This is a genomic window from Paenalcaligenes sp. (assembly GCF_030152715.1).
Taxonomy (GTDB): domain Bacteria; phylum Pseudomonadota; class Gammaproteobacteria; order Burkholderiales; family Burkholderiaceae_B; genus Paenalcaligenes; species Paenalcaligenes hermetiae.
In genome coordinates, this window is the sequence record NZ_JASLIX010000029.1 from 1 (window position 1) to 15,224 (window position 15,224).

General features: G+C 47.0%; 15 protein-coding genes. 11 read left to right on the forward strand and 4 right to left on the reverse strand.

Annotated features, from left to right (window positions below; translation table 11 throughout):
* Window positions 1-597 (reverse strand): YicC/YloC family endoribonuclease (locus tag Q1V74_RS01825; protein ID WP_300646799.1); only part of this gene is annotated, 597 nt, incomplete at its 3' end.
* 87 nt (window positions 598-684) lie between these two features.
* Between Q1V74_RS01825 and rph the strand changes: the two genes are divergently transcribed.
* The 5 genes from rph (at window position 685) to Q1V74_RS01850 (ending at window position 5,214) form a co-directional block, all read left to right on the forward strand.
* Window positions 685-1,419 (forward strand): ribonuclease PH, encoded by a 735-nt coding sequence (gene rph, locus Q1V74_RS01830; RefSeq protein WP_300646800.1) that lies wholly within the window; start codon window positions 685-687, stop codon window positions 1,417-1,419.
* A 10-nt stretch (window positions 1,420-1,429) separates the two neighbouring features.
* On the forward strand, window positions 1,430-2,038 hold the full coding sequence (gene rdgB / locus Q1V74_RS01835; RefSeq protein WP_300646801.1) for an RdgB/HAM1 family non-canonical purine NTP pyrophosphatase: 609 nt from the start codon (window positions 1,430-1,432) through the stop codon (window positions 2,036-2,038).
* Window positions 2,038-3,246, forward strand: coding sequence for a radical SAM family heme chaperone HemW (gene hemW / locus Q1V74_RS01840; protein ID WP_300646802.1), 1,209 nt, complete (start codon window positions 2,038-2,040; stop codon window positions 3,244-3,246). Before rdgB ends, hemW begins: the two co-directional genes overlap by 1 nt.
* Before the next feature lie 113 nt (window positions 3,247-3,359).
* A complete protein-coding gene (gene glnA, locus Q1V74_RS01845; RefSeq protein WP_300646803.1) occupies window positions 3,360-4,775 on the forward strand; it encodes a type I glutamate--ammonia ligase in 1,416 nt (471 codons plus the stop codon).
* Window positions 4,776-4,920: 145 nt separating this feature from the next.
* Complete coding sequence (locus Q1V74_RS01850) at window positions 4,921-5,214, forward strand: hypothetical protein (protein WP_300646804.1); 294 nt, start codon at window positions 4,921-4,923, stop codon at window positions 5,212-5,214.
* 20 nt (window positions 5,215-5,234) lie between these two features.
* On the opposite strand, the gene Q1V74_RS01855 is transcribed toward Q1V74_RS01850, so the two are convergent.
* The 3 genes from Q1V74_RS01855 to Q1V74_RS01865 form a co-directional block, all read right to left on the reverse strand.
* Window positions 5,235-6,029, reverse strand: a complete 795-nt coding sequence (locus Q1V74_RS01855) for an ABC transporter ATP-binding protein (protein WP_300646805.1) — start codon at window positions 6,027-6,029, stop codon at window positions 5,235-5,237.
* Between the two features lie 3 nt (window positions 6,030-6,032).
* The gene (locus Q1V74_RS01860; RefSeq protein WP_260648754.1) at window positions 6,033-7,715 is read right to left on the reverse strand and encodes an iron ABC transporter permease; all 1,683 of its coding nucleotides are present in this window, start codon (window positions 7,713-7,715) and stop codon (window positions 6,033-6,035) included.
* Window positions 7,716-7,794: 79 nt separating this feature from the next.
* Window positions 7,795-8,805, reverse strand: a complete 1,011-nt coding sequence (locus tag Q1V74_RS01865; protein ID WP_260648961.1) for a Fe(3+) ABC transporter substrate-binding protein — start codon at window positions 8,803-8,805, stop codon at window positions 7,795-7,797.
* A gap of 296 nt (window positions 8,806-9,101) precedes the next feature.
* Between Q1V74_RS01865 and Q1V74_RS01870 the strand changes: the two genes are divergently transcribed.
* The 6 genes from Q1V74_RS01870 (at window position 9,102) to Q1V74_RS01895 (ending at window position 15,195) form a co-directional block, all read left to right on the forward strand.
* Window positions 9,102-9,878 (forward strand): ferredoxin--NADP reductase, encoded by a 777-nt coding sequence (locus Q1V74_RS01870; RefSeq protein WP_300646806.1) that lies wholly within the window; start codon window positions 9,102-9,104, stop codon window positions 9,876-9,878.
* Between the two features lie 79 nt (window positions 9,879-9,957).
* The gene (locus Q1V74_RS01875) at window positions 9,958-10,344 is read left to right on the forward strand and encodes a Rid family detoxifying hydrolase (protein WP_260648752.1); all 387 of its coding nucleotides are present in this window, start codon (window positions 9,958-9,960) and stop codon (window positions 10,342-10,344) included.
* 82 nt (window positions 10,345-10,426) lie between these two features.
* Window positions 10,427-12,430: an ATP-dependent DNA helicase RecG gene (gene recG, locus Q1V74_RS01880; protein ID WP_300646859.1), complete on the forward strand. Its 2,004-nt coding sequence runs from the start codon at window positions 10,427-10,429 to the stop codon at window positions 12,428-12,430.
* Window positions 12,431-13,354, forward strand: a complete 924-nt coding sequence (locus Q1V74_RS01885; RefSeq protein WP_300646807.1) for a LysR substrate-binding domain-containing protein — start codon at window positions 12,431-12,433, stop codon at window positions 13,352-13,354.
* Window positions 13,355-13,450: 96 nt separating this feature from the next.
* Window positions 13,451-13,960 (forward strand): Dps family protein, encoded by a 510-nt coding sequence (locus tag Q1V74_RS01890; RefSeq protein ID WP_300646808.1) that lies wholly within the window; start codon window positions 13,451-13,453, stop codon window positions 13,958-13,960.
* Between the two features lie 95 nt (window positions 13,961-14,055).
* Window positions 14,056-15,195: a branched-chain amino acid ABC transporter substrate-binding protein gene (locus Q1V74_RS01895; protein ID WP_300646809.1), complete on the forward strand. Its 1,140-nt coding sequence runs from the start codon at window positions 14,056-14,058 to the stop codon at window positions 15,193-15,195.
* Window positions 15,196-15,224: the final 29 nt, after the last annotated feature.

The following is a 15,224-nucleotide window of genomic DNA, read 5'->3' on the forward strand; positions in this document are numbered from 1 at the left end:
AAAGCCATCTGGGCTTACCCCTGTGAGTGCTTCGTGTAAACGGTCTGCAATCTTTTGTTGTTGTTCGCGCAAAATATCCGGTAAATGTTGCTCTACGACTTGAACATGTTCGCTCATTTGCTCTGCAAGCTGTTGCATGGCTTCGGCCAAGCGTTGTCCCTCGCGTGCTTTGGCGGCTTGAAAATCATGCAAAGCGCTCTCTAGACAACGCAAAATTATCGGTAGCCAGACTTCGTGATCGAGCCCTTGCTCTTGATGATGGAGTGCGATGACTTCACTAAGACGTGGGGCAGGGATATCAGGGATAATGTTACGCGCCGCTTGCAGCTGGGCGGCTAATTGCGCAAGTAGCTCTGGGTGCAATTGATTTTGCTCTGCATTAAAAGCACGCTGAAACTGAACTCGGATTTCTACTTTACCGCGTTGCAAGGTTTGGGTTAGCTGCTCTCTGATAGCGGCTTCGCTAAAACGAAGCTCTTCGGGTAGGCGCAGATGTAAATCTAAAAAACGATTGTTCACGCTACGAATATCAATACTTAGGGTGCCAAACTCAAACTCCGTGCGGGCATTAGCAAAAGCGGTCATGCTGCGAATCATAGTTATCCTCTCGTCAAAAACTAAAGATCTATTGTAGGCGAGAGCGTGGCTCATAGTACACTAGAGCCTTTAGAATAAGGAAAGACTATGTTGCGAAGCGATCACCGAGATACCAAAACATTACGTCCGGTTCAGATAGAAGCCGGTTTTAGTCAATATGCAGAGGGCTCTGTGTTGATTAAAATGGGTAATACCCATGTATTGTGTAATGCAAGCGTTCTAGAAAAAGTGCCTCCTTTTCTTAAAGATAGAGCTCAGGGTTGGGTTACCGCCGAATATGGTATGTTGCCACGCGCAACCCATACGCGCTCTGACCGCGAAGCCGCCCGTGGCAAACAGACTGGGCGCACCCAAGAAATCCAGCGTCTTATTGGGCGTAGTTTGCGTGCGGTATTTGATTTAGCTGCTTTAGGCGAGCGCACCATACATATTGATTGTGATGTACTGCAAGCCGATGGTGGTACGCGGTGCGCTAGTATTACAGGGGCGTGGATTGCGGCCGCTTTAGCAGTCAATCATTTATTAGAAAATGATGTGATTGATACTAATCCACTAAAAGACCATGTGGCTGCGGTTTCAGTAGGGATGAAAGATGGCAATGCGCTATTGGATCTAAACTACGAAGAAGACTCTAGCTGTGATGCCGATGTCAATATTGTGATGAATGGGGCGATGCAGTTTGTAGAGATTCAAGGCACTTCTGAGGGGCGGTGTTTTGATCGTAGCGAACTGAATGTGTTGTTAGATTATGCTCAGCACGGGATTACAGAGCTGATTGCTTTACAAAAACAAGCATTAGCGGATCAAGGTATCCACTACTAACGAGGAAAACATGCAAACAAAAAAAATCGTGTTGGCGTCAAACAACCCCGGCAAACTTAAGGAGTTTCAGGCGTTATTTGAGCCCTTGTCGCTTCACGTCATACCGCAAGGGCAGTTAGGTGTCAGCGAAGCCGATGAGCCCTATGGCACTTTTTTAGAAAATGCACTGACTAAAGCGCGTCACGCGAGTGCTGTTACCGGTATGCCAGCTGTCGCCGATGATTCAGGGTTGTGTGTGATCGCGCTGGACGGCGCCCCCGGCGTTTATTCAGCACGCTATGCGCAGCTACATGAGGCAGGTAAGGGGGATGCGGATAATAACCGTCTGTTATTAGCGCGTATGCAGAATCAAACCCAACGTAAAGCCTGTTTTGTTTCTGTCTTGGTGTATGTGAATCATCCTGAAGACCCGCGGCCCATTGTTGCCGAAGGAGTCTGGTGGGGTGAGATCGCAGATCAGCCCATAGGGGATAACGGTTTTGGCTATGATCCCGTTTTTTATGTGCCAGATTTAGATTGCACAGCAGCACAGTTATCAGCAGAGCAAAAAAATCATTTTAGTCATCGCGCTCAAGCCTTAAAAATTCTAGCACAACGTTTAGCTGAACTGCATAACTAATGGATACTCTACCTGTAGTACGAATACGGCCACAGGCGCAAGCCGAGAGCTCGTTATTAAATAGTTTGCCTCCCTTGGCATTGTATGTGCATGTGCCTTGGTGTGTGCGTAAATGTCCATATTGTGATTTTAACTCTCATCAGGCTCCAGATACGATTCCAGAAGCAGATTATCTGCGCGCGCTACAGGCGGATTTAGAACAGGCCCTGCCATTAGTGTGGGGTCGGTCCATCGTGTCTGTTTTTATTGGGGGGGGGACGCCTAGCTTATTAAGTGCTGCTGCAGTGGATGAGTTAATCAGTTTAATTCGTGCTTATTTGCCGCTGCAACCTTATGCCGAGATTACCCTCGAAGCCAATCCAGGCACAGCAGAGGCGGCTAAATTTGCTGCATATGGTCGTAGCGGTGTTAATCGCTTGTCTTTAGGAATTCAGAGCTTTAATGATCGGGCCTTGCTTGCTTTGGGCCGTGTTCATGATGCCCAACAAGCCAAAGCCGCGATAGGCTTTGCACTGGATGCGGTAGAGCGGGTAAATTTAGATGTGATGTATGCGCTGCCACAGCAGCGAGTAGAAGAAGCGTTACTGGATATAAATACAGCTCTTTCTTTTAATACCTCGCACTTATCGCTATATCACCTGACTTTAGAGCCGAATACGGTGTTTGCTAAATACCCCCCGCCATTGCCTTCCGATGATGAAAGCGCCGCAATGCAAGATGCGTTAATCGAATTAACTGCTGAGCAGGGTTATGAGCACTATGAGGTCTCTGCTTATGCCCAAGCTGGCCACCAAGCGGTACATAATACTAACTATTGGGAATTTGGTGATTATTTAGGTATCGGGCCAGGTGCGCACAGCAAGTTATCTTTTCATGATCGTATTGTGCGTCAGGCGCGGGTACGCAATCCGCAGCGATGGATGGATCAAGCCACTACCCGGGATGGTAGCCATTTGGCCGAGGATAGAACGGTGGACGCACAGGATTTACCCTTCGAGTTTATGTTAAACGCCTTACGTTTGCGCCATGGTGTGCCGGCTACGTATTTTGAAGAGCGCACGGGTCAGCCTTTAACCACCATTTTGCCTACGATTCGTCAAGCTATTGCCAAAGGCTTACTAGACCCTCATCCCACTCGTATCCAAGCCTCTGCATTAGGCTGGCGCTTTTTAAATGATTTACAAGAAATGTTCCTCGAGGTGGGCTAACAATTTTTGATGTTTTTAACGAAAAAATGCCCGAACTCACAACAGAATGCTTTAAGATACTAAATGGGCCATGTCGTAAAAGCCCTTTATTTGCTAATTGATTTGGAGCCTTCATGTCTACCGCCGATGATATCCTAACCCGGATTACTGAAAACGATATTGCCTTTGTGGACCTTCGTTTTACGGATACTTTAGGACGAGAACATCATTTAACTATTCCTGCAACGCGTTTTGACGAAGATCTGATCGAAAGTGGCGTGGCTTTTGATGGGTCGTCCATGCCGGGCTGGAAAGGGATTGAAGCATCCGATATGTTGTTGATGCCCGACTTAGATACTGTGCGCTTTGACCCTTTTCGTGAAGAGCCCACATTGGTTCTAAGCTGTGATGTGGTTGATCCGGCGGATTTAAATGGATATGACCGTGACCCTCGCTCCATTGCTAAACGCGCCGAAATTTACCTGCAAGCAACCGGTATTGGCGATACGGCCTTTTTTGGTCCAGAGCCTGAGTTTTTTATTTTTGATGGGGTACGTTGGGATGATCAGCCCTCGGGTTCCTTTGTAAAAATTGATTCCGATACCGCTCAGTGGGCATCTGGTATCGATCACCCCAATCGTAATAACTCCGGCTACAGAGCTCGTCATCAGGGGGGGTATTCTCCTGTACCGCCTGTGGATCATCATCATGATATTCGCTCAGAAATGTGCTTATTACTGGAACAACAAGGGGTTCCAGTGGAAATTCATCATTCCGAGGTCGGGGCGTCAGGGCAGGTTGAAATCGGTACACGATTCTCTACGCTCGTAAAACGAGCAGATTGGAACCAAATCTTGAAATACACTGTGCATAATGTGGCGCACGTGTATGGAAAAACGGCGACGTTTATGCCTAAACCTGTACTGGGTGACAGTGGTTCTGGCATGCATGTACACCAGTCGATCTGGAAAGACGGTGTTAATATTTTTGCAGGTGACGGGTATGGCGGGCTTTCAGAAACGGCGCTCTATTATATTGGTGGTATCATCCATCATGCTCGTGCTTTAAACGCCATTACTAACCCTACCACTAATTCCTATAAGCGCTTGGTTCCCCATTACGAGGCACCGGTTAAGCTAGCTTACTCTGCGCGTAATCGTTCTGCCTCGATTCGTATTCCTTACGTTAGCAATCCCAAAGCACGGCGCGTAGAAGCCCGCTTCCCCGACCCGATGGCTAACCCTTATCTTGCTTTCGCGGCACTGTTAATGGCGGGTTTGGATGGTATTCAAAATAAGATTCACCCTGGAGACGCCGCAGATAAAAACTTATACGATTTACCTCCCGAAGAGGACGCAAAAATCCCAGCCGTTTGCCATTCTTTAGAAGAAGCTCTGGAGCACTTAGATAAAGATCGCGAGTTTTTAACACGTGGTGGTGTGTTTAGCAATGAAATGATCGATGCTTATATCGACCTGAAAAGGCAAGAAGTCACCCGTATGCGTATGACTCCCCATCCTATTGAGTTCGATATGTACTACACGCTATAGATTGCTACTCTACATTTAAAGTTAAGCCCATGAATTTCATGGGCTTTTTAAATAGACAATTGGTATGGCTTTGTCATAATTACTCAAACATTTTTCTGTTTCTATAGCTACACTCAAGGACATCAATACGTTATAGGAGTCTGTTATGCGTATGGCAAAGGTAGCTTTGGCCTGTGCTTTACTTGGGTTGAGTTATACGGCCAGTGCGGATCATTGGCACAGCAAACATCACCGGCATCATAACCAGAAATATGAATACTGGGATGGGCACTGTAAAGTGAAAAGAGAATACAAGAAAAACGGCCGTTATAAAGAAAAGCGTGATTGTAAGCCCAGAGGCCATCCTCATGCATATCGTAGTAAGCCGCCGCGACATTCTGGTTATGGGGTGAGCATACCTGCAATTATTATTGAGCCGGTGATTCGTATTGGTGGCTAACCACCGGCCAATAAATTGATTTAAGCCGCTTCGCCCCGAGCAAAGGCTTGGGCGCGTTGGCTTAATAAGGCTTCGCGACGAATAAAGTCCGCTACAAAATCATTCACAGGGTGGTGGTGCAAGCCATACGCGGTATCCCACTGTACGATTTGACCGTCTTTCATTACCCCGATTCGATCAGCTATAGCAAAAGCTTCTGCTTGGTTATGTGTCACTAAAATCGCGGTTAACCCCGTTTTTTGTAGTATTTCCCGTACTTCAAATGCTAAACGCTCACGGGTGTCCACATCCAAATTAGAGAAAGGCTCATCCAATAACAGTAGCGAAGGCTCAGGGGCTAAAGCCCGTGCTAAAGCAACACGCTGCTGTTGCCCCCCGGATAGCTCGTGTGGATAACGCTTAGCCAAGTCCTCTAAACCCACCAGCTGTAACATGTCTTCGATACGCTCTTGTCGCTTATGTTTGTCCCATTTGCGTAGTCCAAATCCGATATTTTTTTCAATACTAAGATGTGGGAACAACGCGTAATCTTGGAACATCATACCCACCTGACGTTTTTCGGGGACGATGGTGTACTCTGGGGAAGACAGTAATTGCCCATTTAGATATATATGCCCTTGGCGTAAAGGCTCAAAGCCTGCAATAGCGCGTAAAACGGTCGTTTTACCGCAACCAGATGCACCTAATAAGCAACCAATGTGTCCTTTATCGACTTGTAGATCTAGTTGGTTGACAACAGTTTTTAAGCCTTCTGGCGTTTCATAAGCTAAAGACAATTGTTGTAAATCTAAATAGGCCGTGTTGGATGACGTCATGTCTTATCCTTTAAATGAAGCACGTGTGGTTTTTAGCTGGGAGCGCGCCAGTAATACCACTGGCAATAATCCAGCTACCACAATGGCTAAAGCAGCGACCGCACCTTCTTCATAGGTGCCTCGTGCCGCCTCGGCATATAGCCAAGTCGCCAACGTTTCAAAATTCATTGGACGCAACATTAATGTGGCAGGAAGCTCTTTCATGGCGTCCACAAAAATTAATAGTGCGGCTGCTCCCAAAGCGGGGCGCAATAAGGGTAAATGCACTCGTTTGAGGGTGCCTGCAGGGCTTTCTCCTAATAAGCGAGAAGCCTGCTCAATAGAAGGGGGAATGCGAGCTAAACCGGCTTCAATCCCCCCCGCCGCAATTGCTAAAAAGCGAATCACATAAGCCAATACTAAGGCAGCAGAAGACCCCATTAAAAAAAGCTGGGGTGGGGTGTCTTTAAACCAATTAATGACGGTTTGTAGGCTTTGATCAAAGAAAACCAATGGGCTTAATAAGCCAATGGCTAATACTGTTCCCGGAACAGCGTAACCTATGGAGGCAAACTTAGATAAAGCAATAATGAATCCTTGCTTTTGGCCATAACGAACAGTACGTGCCGTCCACGCCACAATCAGCCCAGCAATAATAGTGACTGCCGTAGCGATAAAAGCAATATGAATGGTGTTCCATGCACTGCTAAGCAGTTGATCTGACACCTCGCCAACTAAATGAAAGTGTTTATAGCTTTCGCTTAGCAGATAAAGCGCTGGAGCAACAAAACCAATGATAACGGGGGTCCAGCCAAGCAACATAGCAATCAGAGCGGGGAGCCCACGTAATGCGATAGGTTGTACAGGGTGAGAGCGTTGATTTTGACTATACCGCTGATGACGCCGCCCATAGCGCTCAACCATAATCAGGGTAGCCACAATGGCAAGCATGGATAGTGCAATTTGTGCCGCACCGGCCAAATCAGAGCGAGTAACCCAGGTCGTATAAATGGATACAGTTAATGTTTGAATCCCTAAAAATTCCGAGGCCCCAATATCATTTAATGTTTCAAGTAGCGCTAAGCTAACGCCTACGGCGACAGCGGGGCGGGCCATAGGCAGGGCGACTCGATAAAAGACACTACGCTGACTTTCGCCTAAGACCCGTGCTGCCTCAAGCAAACTGGCTGCTTGGGTAGCAAACATGGCGCGAGTGCTTAAATACACATAGGGATAGAGCACAAAGCCTAATAAAAAAATCGCACCGGGCAACGAGCGAATATCAGGCAATCGAAATTGACGGGGGCTGGTGTAACCCAGTAACTCTCGAATCCATGTTTGCACCGGGCCAATCGGGTGCAAAATATCTAAGTAGGCGAACGCCACAATGTAGGTGGGCACCGCTAACGGGAGCAACAGCGCCCAGGATAAAAGATGACGTGTTGGGAAAGCATAGGCCGTCATGAGCCAGGCGCTCCCCACACCAAGGGCGGTAACCAGAACCCCCACGCCTATTAATAACAGCACTGTATTACTAAAGGCCACGGGTAACACGTGATTAAGTAGCAACTGCCAGTGCTCTGTGGAGCCCTGAAAAGCATGCCAAACCAGTACGGTGACCGGTGCTAAAACTAAACAGGTAATGCCTAGAGTTAAAAAGAACCAGCTTTTACCTACGCTTTGCTGCGCGCGCATAGAAGACAACATAGTGAAAGGGTGATAAACGCACAGAGGCCGCTGAGCCTGTAACGTAGCTGCAGCGGCCGTAGTCGTAGAGTAGGAAGATTTAGTTATTGAATCCAACTTTATCTACGAGTTCGCTAGCCAGTTTACGGTGCTTGGCGATTTCTGTGAGAGGAAGATTATCGACATGTAGTTCGCCAAAACTAGCGACGGTAGGGTCGAGTTCTACTCCCGCTTTAACCGGGTATTCGTAGTTGGCTTTGGCATAGAGACTTTGTGCTTTATCCGAAACCAAATACTCTAGCAGTTTAACCGCATTCTCTTTGTTCGGGGAGTGTTTAGCTACAGCTGCCCCGGAAATGTTTACGTGTGTGCCACCGCTTTGTTTAAATGTAGGACGTACCACTTTAATGGCTTCGCCCCATTTGTAGGAGTCAGAGCCGGGCTCTGCATTTTTCATGCGACCAACATAATAGGCATTTGCAATGCCCACATCGCAAATACCGCCTAAAATATCACGTGCAACATCACGGTCGCCACCAGCGGCTTTACGCCCGAGATTCGCTTTAACACCTTTGAGCCATTGTTCGGTTGCTTCTGAACCATTATGTGCAATCATGGCCGCAATTAAAGCCGTATTATATGGGTGTTGACCAGAACGGATGCAGACTTTGCCTTTCCAGCGCGGGTCAGCAAAATCCTCATAAGTGAGTTCGGTTACATCGTCCATATCGGCGGCGACATAAGCCACGCGATCACGCATGGATAAGCTAAACCATTGGTTATCCTCGCCACGTAGATGCGCAGGAATGGCTTCGGTTAATGCCTTGGATTCAACCGGTTGTGTTACACCGGCTTCGACTAAATCCAGTAAATTTCCAATGTCCACCGTCATTAAAATATCGGCAGGAGATTGCTCCCCTTCGGTTTTGACGCGCTCAATTAAACCGTCTTTTACAAATACGGTGTTAACCTTAATGTTGGTGTCAGATGTGAACGATTCCAAAATGGGTAAAATCAAACGGGGTTCACGGGTGGTGTAGATATTGATTTCATCAGCAGCCATGGCGGGCGCTGCCGATAGCCCCATCGTAGCAACAGCTAAACTACCCATTAAGGTTCGCAAAGAGGTTTTGAGACGCATTCGTTTACTCCAACGATGACGAAATATGTTTTAAGTATTAACTTTAAATGATAATGATTATCATCATTGAGTGCAACAATAGCAGACTCTGACGCGAGTCTCAAGAGGTTAATACCCACTTATGGGAACTAACTGCTAGAACTTTGATCTGTATTAAAGACCCCTTTAGATCAAGTTTTGTATGGTGACCACTCAAATAATTAGGGTTATCCCCGCATAACGGGGTAAACTTAAGCCAAATTCTTCTCTTTTTCTATTTTTGACTTATGGCAGCATTTAATACAGAAACCGTACTTAGTGTGCATCACTGGAACGATACTTTATTTTCTTTTACAACAACGCGTGATACGGCGTTGCGCTTTACCAATGGTCACTTTGTGATGATTGGGCTAGAGGTCGATGGCAAACCGTTGATGCGCGCTTATAGTGTAGCCAGCCCCAACTATGCAGAACATCTTGAGTTTTTAAGCATTAAAGTACCTGATGGTCCCTTAACTTCGCGCTTACAGCACTTGCAGGTTGGCGATAAAATTCTTATGAGCCGCAAGCCTGTTGGTACGCTTGTTGTGGATGATTTGCGTGCTGGGCGCAATCTTTATCTTTTTGGCACAGGTACTGGGTTAGCCCCCTATATGAGTATTATTCAAGACCCAGAAACGTATGAGCGTTTTGAAAAAGTGGTACTGATTCATGGGGTACGCTACGTCAGCGAGCTGGCTTACAAAGATTTTATCGAAAACGAATTACCCAATAATGAATATTTTGGGGATTTGATCAAAGAAAAGCTCATTTATTATCCTACCGTCACCCGTGAGCCATTTCGTAACGAGGGTCGCATCACGACTTTGATCGAAAGCGGTAAGCTCTTTACGGATATTGGTCTACCTGAAATTGACCCCAAACAAGACCGTGCAATGATTTGCGGTAGCCCCGCCATGCTAGAGGATATTAGTGCATTATTAAATGCGCGCGGCATGGAAATTTCCCCTGGGGTAGGGCAACCTGGTGACTATGTCATTGAGCGTGCTTTTGTAGAAAAGTAAGCACGGGTTTTTGACTTGTTAATTTACGTGGTTGCTGCGTAAAATCAAGGTTGTTCTAACTTTTGCCTAAAGGCCATTTATGAGTAAACAAATTATTCAAACAGAGGCGGCACCGGCCGCAGTTGGTCCCTATTCACAAGCGGTTGCCGTCTCCGGTGGCAAAACAGTTTATGTGTCAGGGCAAATTGGTCTGGATCCTAAAACTGGTGAGCTGGTATCGGATAATTTTGAGGCACAAGTTCGTCAATGTTTTGAAAACATGGCTGCTGTGATTCAGGCGGCAGGCGGATCGTTAGAGCAGGTAGTAAAATTAAATTTATTTCTAACCGATCTTAGTAAGTTCGCCAGTGTCAACGCCATCATGGCAGAAGTCATGCCACAGCCTTATCCTGCACGCTCTACCTTAGGGGTAGCCAGCCTGCCTAAAAACGCTCAATTCGAAGTTGAGGCGATTGTTGTTATTTGATTGAGGTAGGGCATTGGCCGACACCACAAGCAAAAAAAACGCAAAAAAACCAAGCCTAGCAGAGCGCTTAGCCAAGCTGGGCTTGGTAAAACCGATGGATTTTGTGGTGCATTTACCTTTGCGTTACGAGGACCAAACCCAAATCCATCCTATTGCCTCGCTTGCCGTAGGCGAGTATGCCCAAATCGAGGGCACGGTAGTACAACAACATATTTTGCAACGCCCGCGTCGCCAATTACAGGCATTGGTACGAGACTCCAGTGGCGAACTCATGGTTCGCCTTTTGCATTATTATCCGAACCAGATCAAACAGTTCCAAGTTGGACAAACCTTGCGCCTGCGCGGAGAGGTACGTCGAGGCTTTCAAACAGCCATTGAAATGGTACACCCCAAGGTCTCACAGGCTGGAGCTCCCTTAGCGACGACGCTCACTCCCATTTATCCTACTACCGAAGGTTTATCACAGCCCGCTTTACGCAAGGCGATTCTTCAAGCTCTAGAGGACGTTGAGCTTGACGACACGCTCCCCCCTAGTGTGCGACAACAATATGATTTATGGGAGTTTGCGCACGCCGTGCGAGCATTGCATTATCCTGCTGCGGAGCAAAGCCAAGCGTTATTAAATCAAACACATCCCGCATGGAAGCGTATTAAATTCGATGAGTTATTAGCTCAGCAATTATCTTTAGCTGCAGCACGTGCTCGTCGTGCCAAACTCAAAGCCCCTGCAATTGCAGCCTCTCAAGATCTTGCTTCTCAGCTATTACATCAATTGCCATTTCACTTAACCGCTGCGCAACAGCGTGTCATTGCGGAAATCTCTGCGGATATGCAGCGAGCGCAACCCATGCATCGTTTGCTTCAGGGCGATGTAGGAAGCGGTAAAACAGTGGTAGCAGCTTTTGCGGCGGTACAAGCCATTGAACAGGGATATCAAGTGGCGTTAATGGCTCCTACAGAGCTTTTGGCTGAGCAGCATTATCAAAAGCTTCAGGGCTGGTTAGCTCCTTTAGGTATAACCGTAAGCTGGTTAAGTGGGAGTCTGACAATGGTGCAACGACGTCATGCTTACGAAGCCATCACACAGGGCCAAAGCCAACTTATCGTTGGAACCCAAGCTTTAATCCAAGACAAGGTCCATTTTGCACGTCTAGGTTTGGTGATTTTGGATGAGCAGCATCGCTTTGGTGTCACGCAGCGTTTGGATCTGAGCCGTAAAGCCACTGATAGCCTTCGTAATCTTGATGATCAAGGCCAAACCTTATTGCCACATCAGTTAAATATGAGTGCGACGCCTATTCCCCGGACGTTAGCCATGACTTTTTATTCTGATCTGGATGTTTCAATTATCGACGAACTTCCTCCTGGGCGCAGTCCTGTGCAAACAAAGCTTGTCGTCGCAGACCGGCGTGATGAGATGATGCAACGCATACAGGCTGCTGTACAAGCAGGGCAGCAAGTTTATTGGGTTTGCCCCTTAATCGAGGAAAGCGAAGCGCTACAGCTGCAAACGGCCGAGGATACCTATGAGCAAATGACCCAAGCTTTGCCTGGTTTACGCATTGGCTTATTACATGGGCGTATGAGTAGCGCAGAAAAAAATGTCGTCATGGAAACATTTAGACAAGCCCAATTAGATATATTGGTTGCGACAACAGTGATTGAGGTTGGCGTAGATGTGCCCAATGCCACCATTATGGTCATTGAGCATGCAGAGCGATTTGGGCTAGCTCAATTGCACCAACTGCGAGGCCGTGTTGGGCGTGGGGCCAAACAATCTTATTGCATTTTGCTGTATCAGCATCCTTTATCTGCTATAGCACGACAACGTTTACGTGCTATGTATGAAACCACAGATGGTTTTGAGATAGCAGAGCGTGATCTTGCTTTGCGTGGGCCTGGCGAGTTTCTTGGTATACGACAATCTGGGCAAATGTTATTACGATTTGCTAACCTAGAACAAGATGCTGATTTGATCGAGCAGGCTAAAGCCTGTGCGTCTTATCTTTATGAAAAACACCCTACTGTGGCAACGCGTCATGTGAAGCGATGGTTGGGGGCAAAAGAAGAGTTTTTACGTAGTTAAATGACATTAACGGAATTAAAATATATTGTTGCCGTAGCACGAGAGCGCCATTTTGGTCGTGCGGCAGAAGCCTGCTTTGTAAGTCAACCCACCTTGTCTGTAGCAATTCGTAAACTAGAAGAAGAGCTGGATGTGGTGATTTTTGAGCGGGGTGGCGCCGAGGTCGGTATTACACCCATTGGTTTGCGCATTATTGAACAAGCACAAAAAGTGCTAGAAGAGGGCGCGAATCTTAAAGAGATTGCTCGTCAGGGACAAAACCCGCTATCTGGTCCGCTGCGAGTGGGGATCATTTATACCGTCGCACCTTATTTGTTGCCTTTGTTAGTACCTCAACAGATTCAGCTCACGCCAGATATGCCGTTAGTACTCCAAGAAAACTACACGGTGCGTTTATTAGAGCTATTACGCCAGGGTGAAATTGATGCCGCCATTGTTGCGTTGCCTCTACCCGAGACAGGGTTTATGGTCAAACCCTTATACGATGAGCCTTTTGTAGTGGCTGTGCCGCATGACCATCCTTGGCAGGGGCGTTCACATATTGATGCCCAAGAATTAAAAAATGAGACCATGCTGCTTCTGGGATCGGGACATTGTTTTAGAGATCAAGTGCTTGATGTGTGCCCTGAATTGTCTCGTTTTTCAGCTAGCAGCGAAGGCATACAACGAACTTTTGAGGGATCATCATTAGAAACCATTCGGCATATGGTTGCAACAGGGATTGGGGTAACAGTATTGCCAGCTACCGCACTCACTACTCCAGCACAAGACAATGCCTTATTAGAGTACATTCCGTTTAGTGAGCCGGTGCCGGATCGCCGGATTGCATTGATATGGCGTAAAAGTTTTCCACGCACCGCAGCAGTAGAGGCTTTGGCCGATGCGGTGTTGCAGTGCGGCTTACAAAACGTGCATTACTTATAGTTTTTATTAATAGGGGCGATAGATAAATAATCGCCCCTAGTTATTTAAGCGTGGTAATCTTAATACATAGCCTTTTTACTATTAAAGGAGTTCAACATGGCGAAAAAAATGAAAACTAACGTAGCACATACCGATCAGGTACCCGTAAATATCGGCATTAGTGCAGATGACCGTGCTAAAGTCGCCACGGAGCTATCCAAGGTTTTAGCCGATTCTTATACCTTGTATTTGATGACGCACAACTTTCATTGGAACGTCACTGGCCCCATGTTCAACACCTTGCACACCATGTTCATGGACCAATACACTGAACTATGGCAGGCTTTAGATGATATTGCAGAGCGTATCCGCGCTTTGGGTCACTTTGCTCCTGGTACTTATGCCGAGTTCGCTAAACTGTCTTCTATTGCCGAGCCAACCTCTGTACCAAGCGCCGAAGAAATGATCAATCTGCTCTTACAGGCAAATGAAGCCGTCGCTCGCACTGCACGGAGCGCATTTGAGTGTGCGGATGCGGTTAATGATCAACCGACAGCGGATATTTTGACGCAACGTTTGGATGTACATGAAAAGACAGCGTGGATGCTACGCAGCTTGCTCGCCTAATAGCTCTTCCCCATGAGCCAAATCTAGTCGTAAACCCTAGATTTGGCTTAGAATTTGCAACAAAGATTAAAAAACGGTGTATGCTGGCAGCACTTATGGGAGGTTCTTTTATGAAAATTCGTATTACCCCTTTAGCGGCAGCATTAGGTTTAGCTGCTGGTATGCTTGCAAGCTCTGCGGCTTTTGCTGACACCATTAAATTTGCGGTTGCCGGTCCTTTTACCGGTGCGCTCACCCAATATGGTGAGATGGTCAAACAGGGTGTAGACACAGCGGTAGAGCAAATTAACGCCAAAGGCGGTGTGTTAGGTAAACAAATTGAAGTGGTCGTCATGGACGATGCGTGTGAGCCTAAACAGGGGCCTGTTGTGGCAAACCGTGTTGTCAACGAGGGCATTGGCTATGTCGTTGGCCATGTTTGCTCTGGCGCTACGATTGCCGCCACGGATATTTATAATGACGAGGGTGTCATCATGATTTCACCTTCGGCCACAGCACCAGCGGTTACCGAAGGTAAAAATTACGAAACCATTTTCCGCACTATCGGTCGTGATGATCAACAAGGTCCCGCCGCAGCTAAAGTCATCATTGAACAAATTAAACCCAAAAAAGTCGCTGTTTTGCACGATAAGCAGTCGTATGGCCAAGGGATTGCCACCGCCGTTAAAAACGATCTAGAAAAAGCCAACATTGATGTGGTGCTTTTCGAGGGGATTAATGCGGGCGATAGCGATTACTCTGCTGTTATCACCAAACTAAAAGGCTCTGGTGCCGAGTTTGTGTACTACGGTGGTTATCACCCAGAAATGGGTTTGTTGCTACGTCAGGGTGCAGAGCAGAATTTGGGTATTACTTTTATGGGCCCAGAGGGTGCGGGGAACCCGGATATTAATGCTATCGCTGGTGATGCAGTAGAAGGCATGCTCGTAACCTTGCCAGCAGATTTCACTAAAGACGAGGCCAACGAAGCACTAGTTAAAGCCTTTAAAGACAAAGGTCGTGATCCAGGTGGTGCTTTCCAGATGACAGCCTATTCTGCGGTGCAAGCATTGGTAGCGGGATTAGAGGGGGCTGGTAAAGACGACCCCATCGCCGTGGCAGAATATCTCCATGCAAACTCTGTTGATACCCCCATTGGTACCATTTCTTGGAATGAGCAGGGTGATTTAAAAGAGTTTAAATTTGATGTGTTTACTTGGCATAAAGACGGCTCTAAATCCGTTTTTGCTCAATAAGCGCTCTATATTTAAAGCAAAAACCCGCT

Excerpts from the sequence above, each read along its gene's own strand:
- rph (WP_300646800.1), top strand. The coding sequence starts at position 685 with ATGTTGCGAAGCGATCACCGAGATACCAAAACATTACGTCCGGTTCAG.
- rdgB (WP_300646801.1), top strand. The coding sequence starts at position 1,430 with ATGCAAACAAAAAAAATCGTGTTGGCGTCAAACAACCCCGGCAAACTT.
- hemW (WP_300646802.1), top strand. The coding sequence starts at position 2,038 with ATGGATACTCTACCTGTAGTACGAATACGGCCACAGGCGCAAGCCGAG.
- glnA (WP_300646803.1), top strand. The coding sequence starts at position 3,360 with ATGTCTACCGCCGATGATATCCTAACCCGGATTACTGAAAACGATATT.
- Q1V74_RS01850 (WP_300646804.1), top strand. The coding sequence starts at position 4,921 with ATGCGTATGGCAAAGGTAGCTTTGGCCTGTGCTTTACTTGGGTTGAGT.
- Q1V74_RS01855 (WP_300646805.1), bottom strand. The coding sequence starts at position 6,029 with ATGACGTCATCCAACACGGCCTATTTAGATTTACAACAATTGTCTTTA.
- Q1V74_RS01860 (WP_260648754.1), bottom strand. The coding sequence starts at position 7,715 with ATGTTGTCTTCTATGCGCGCGCAGCAAAGCGTAGGTAAAAGCTGGTTC.
- Q1V74_RS01865 (WP_260648961.1), bottom strand. The coding sequence starts at position 8,805 with ATGGGTAGTTTAGCTGTTGCTACGATGGGGCTATCGGCAGCGCCCGCC.
- Q1V74_RS01870 (WP_300646806.1), top strand. The coding sequence starts at position 9,102 with ATGGCAGCATTTAATACAGAAACCGTACTTAGTGTGCATCACTGGAAC.
- Q1V74_RS01875 (WP_260648752.1), top strand. The coding sequence starts at position 9,958 with ATGAGTAAACAAATTATTCAAACAGAGGCGGCACCGGCCGCAGTTGGT.
- Q1V74_RS01885 (WP_300646807.1), top strand. The coding sequence starts at position 12,431 with ATGACATTAACGGAATTAAAATATATTGTTGCCGTAGCACGAGAGCGC.
- Q1V74_RS01890 (WP_300646808.1), top strand. The coding sequence starts at position 13,451 with ATGGCGAAAAAAATGAAAACTAACGTAGCACATACCGATCAGGTACCC.
- Q1V74_RS01895 (WP_300646809.1), top strand. The coding sequence starts at position 14,056 with ATGGGAGGTTCTTTTATGAAAATTCGTATTACCCCTTTAGCGGCAGCA.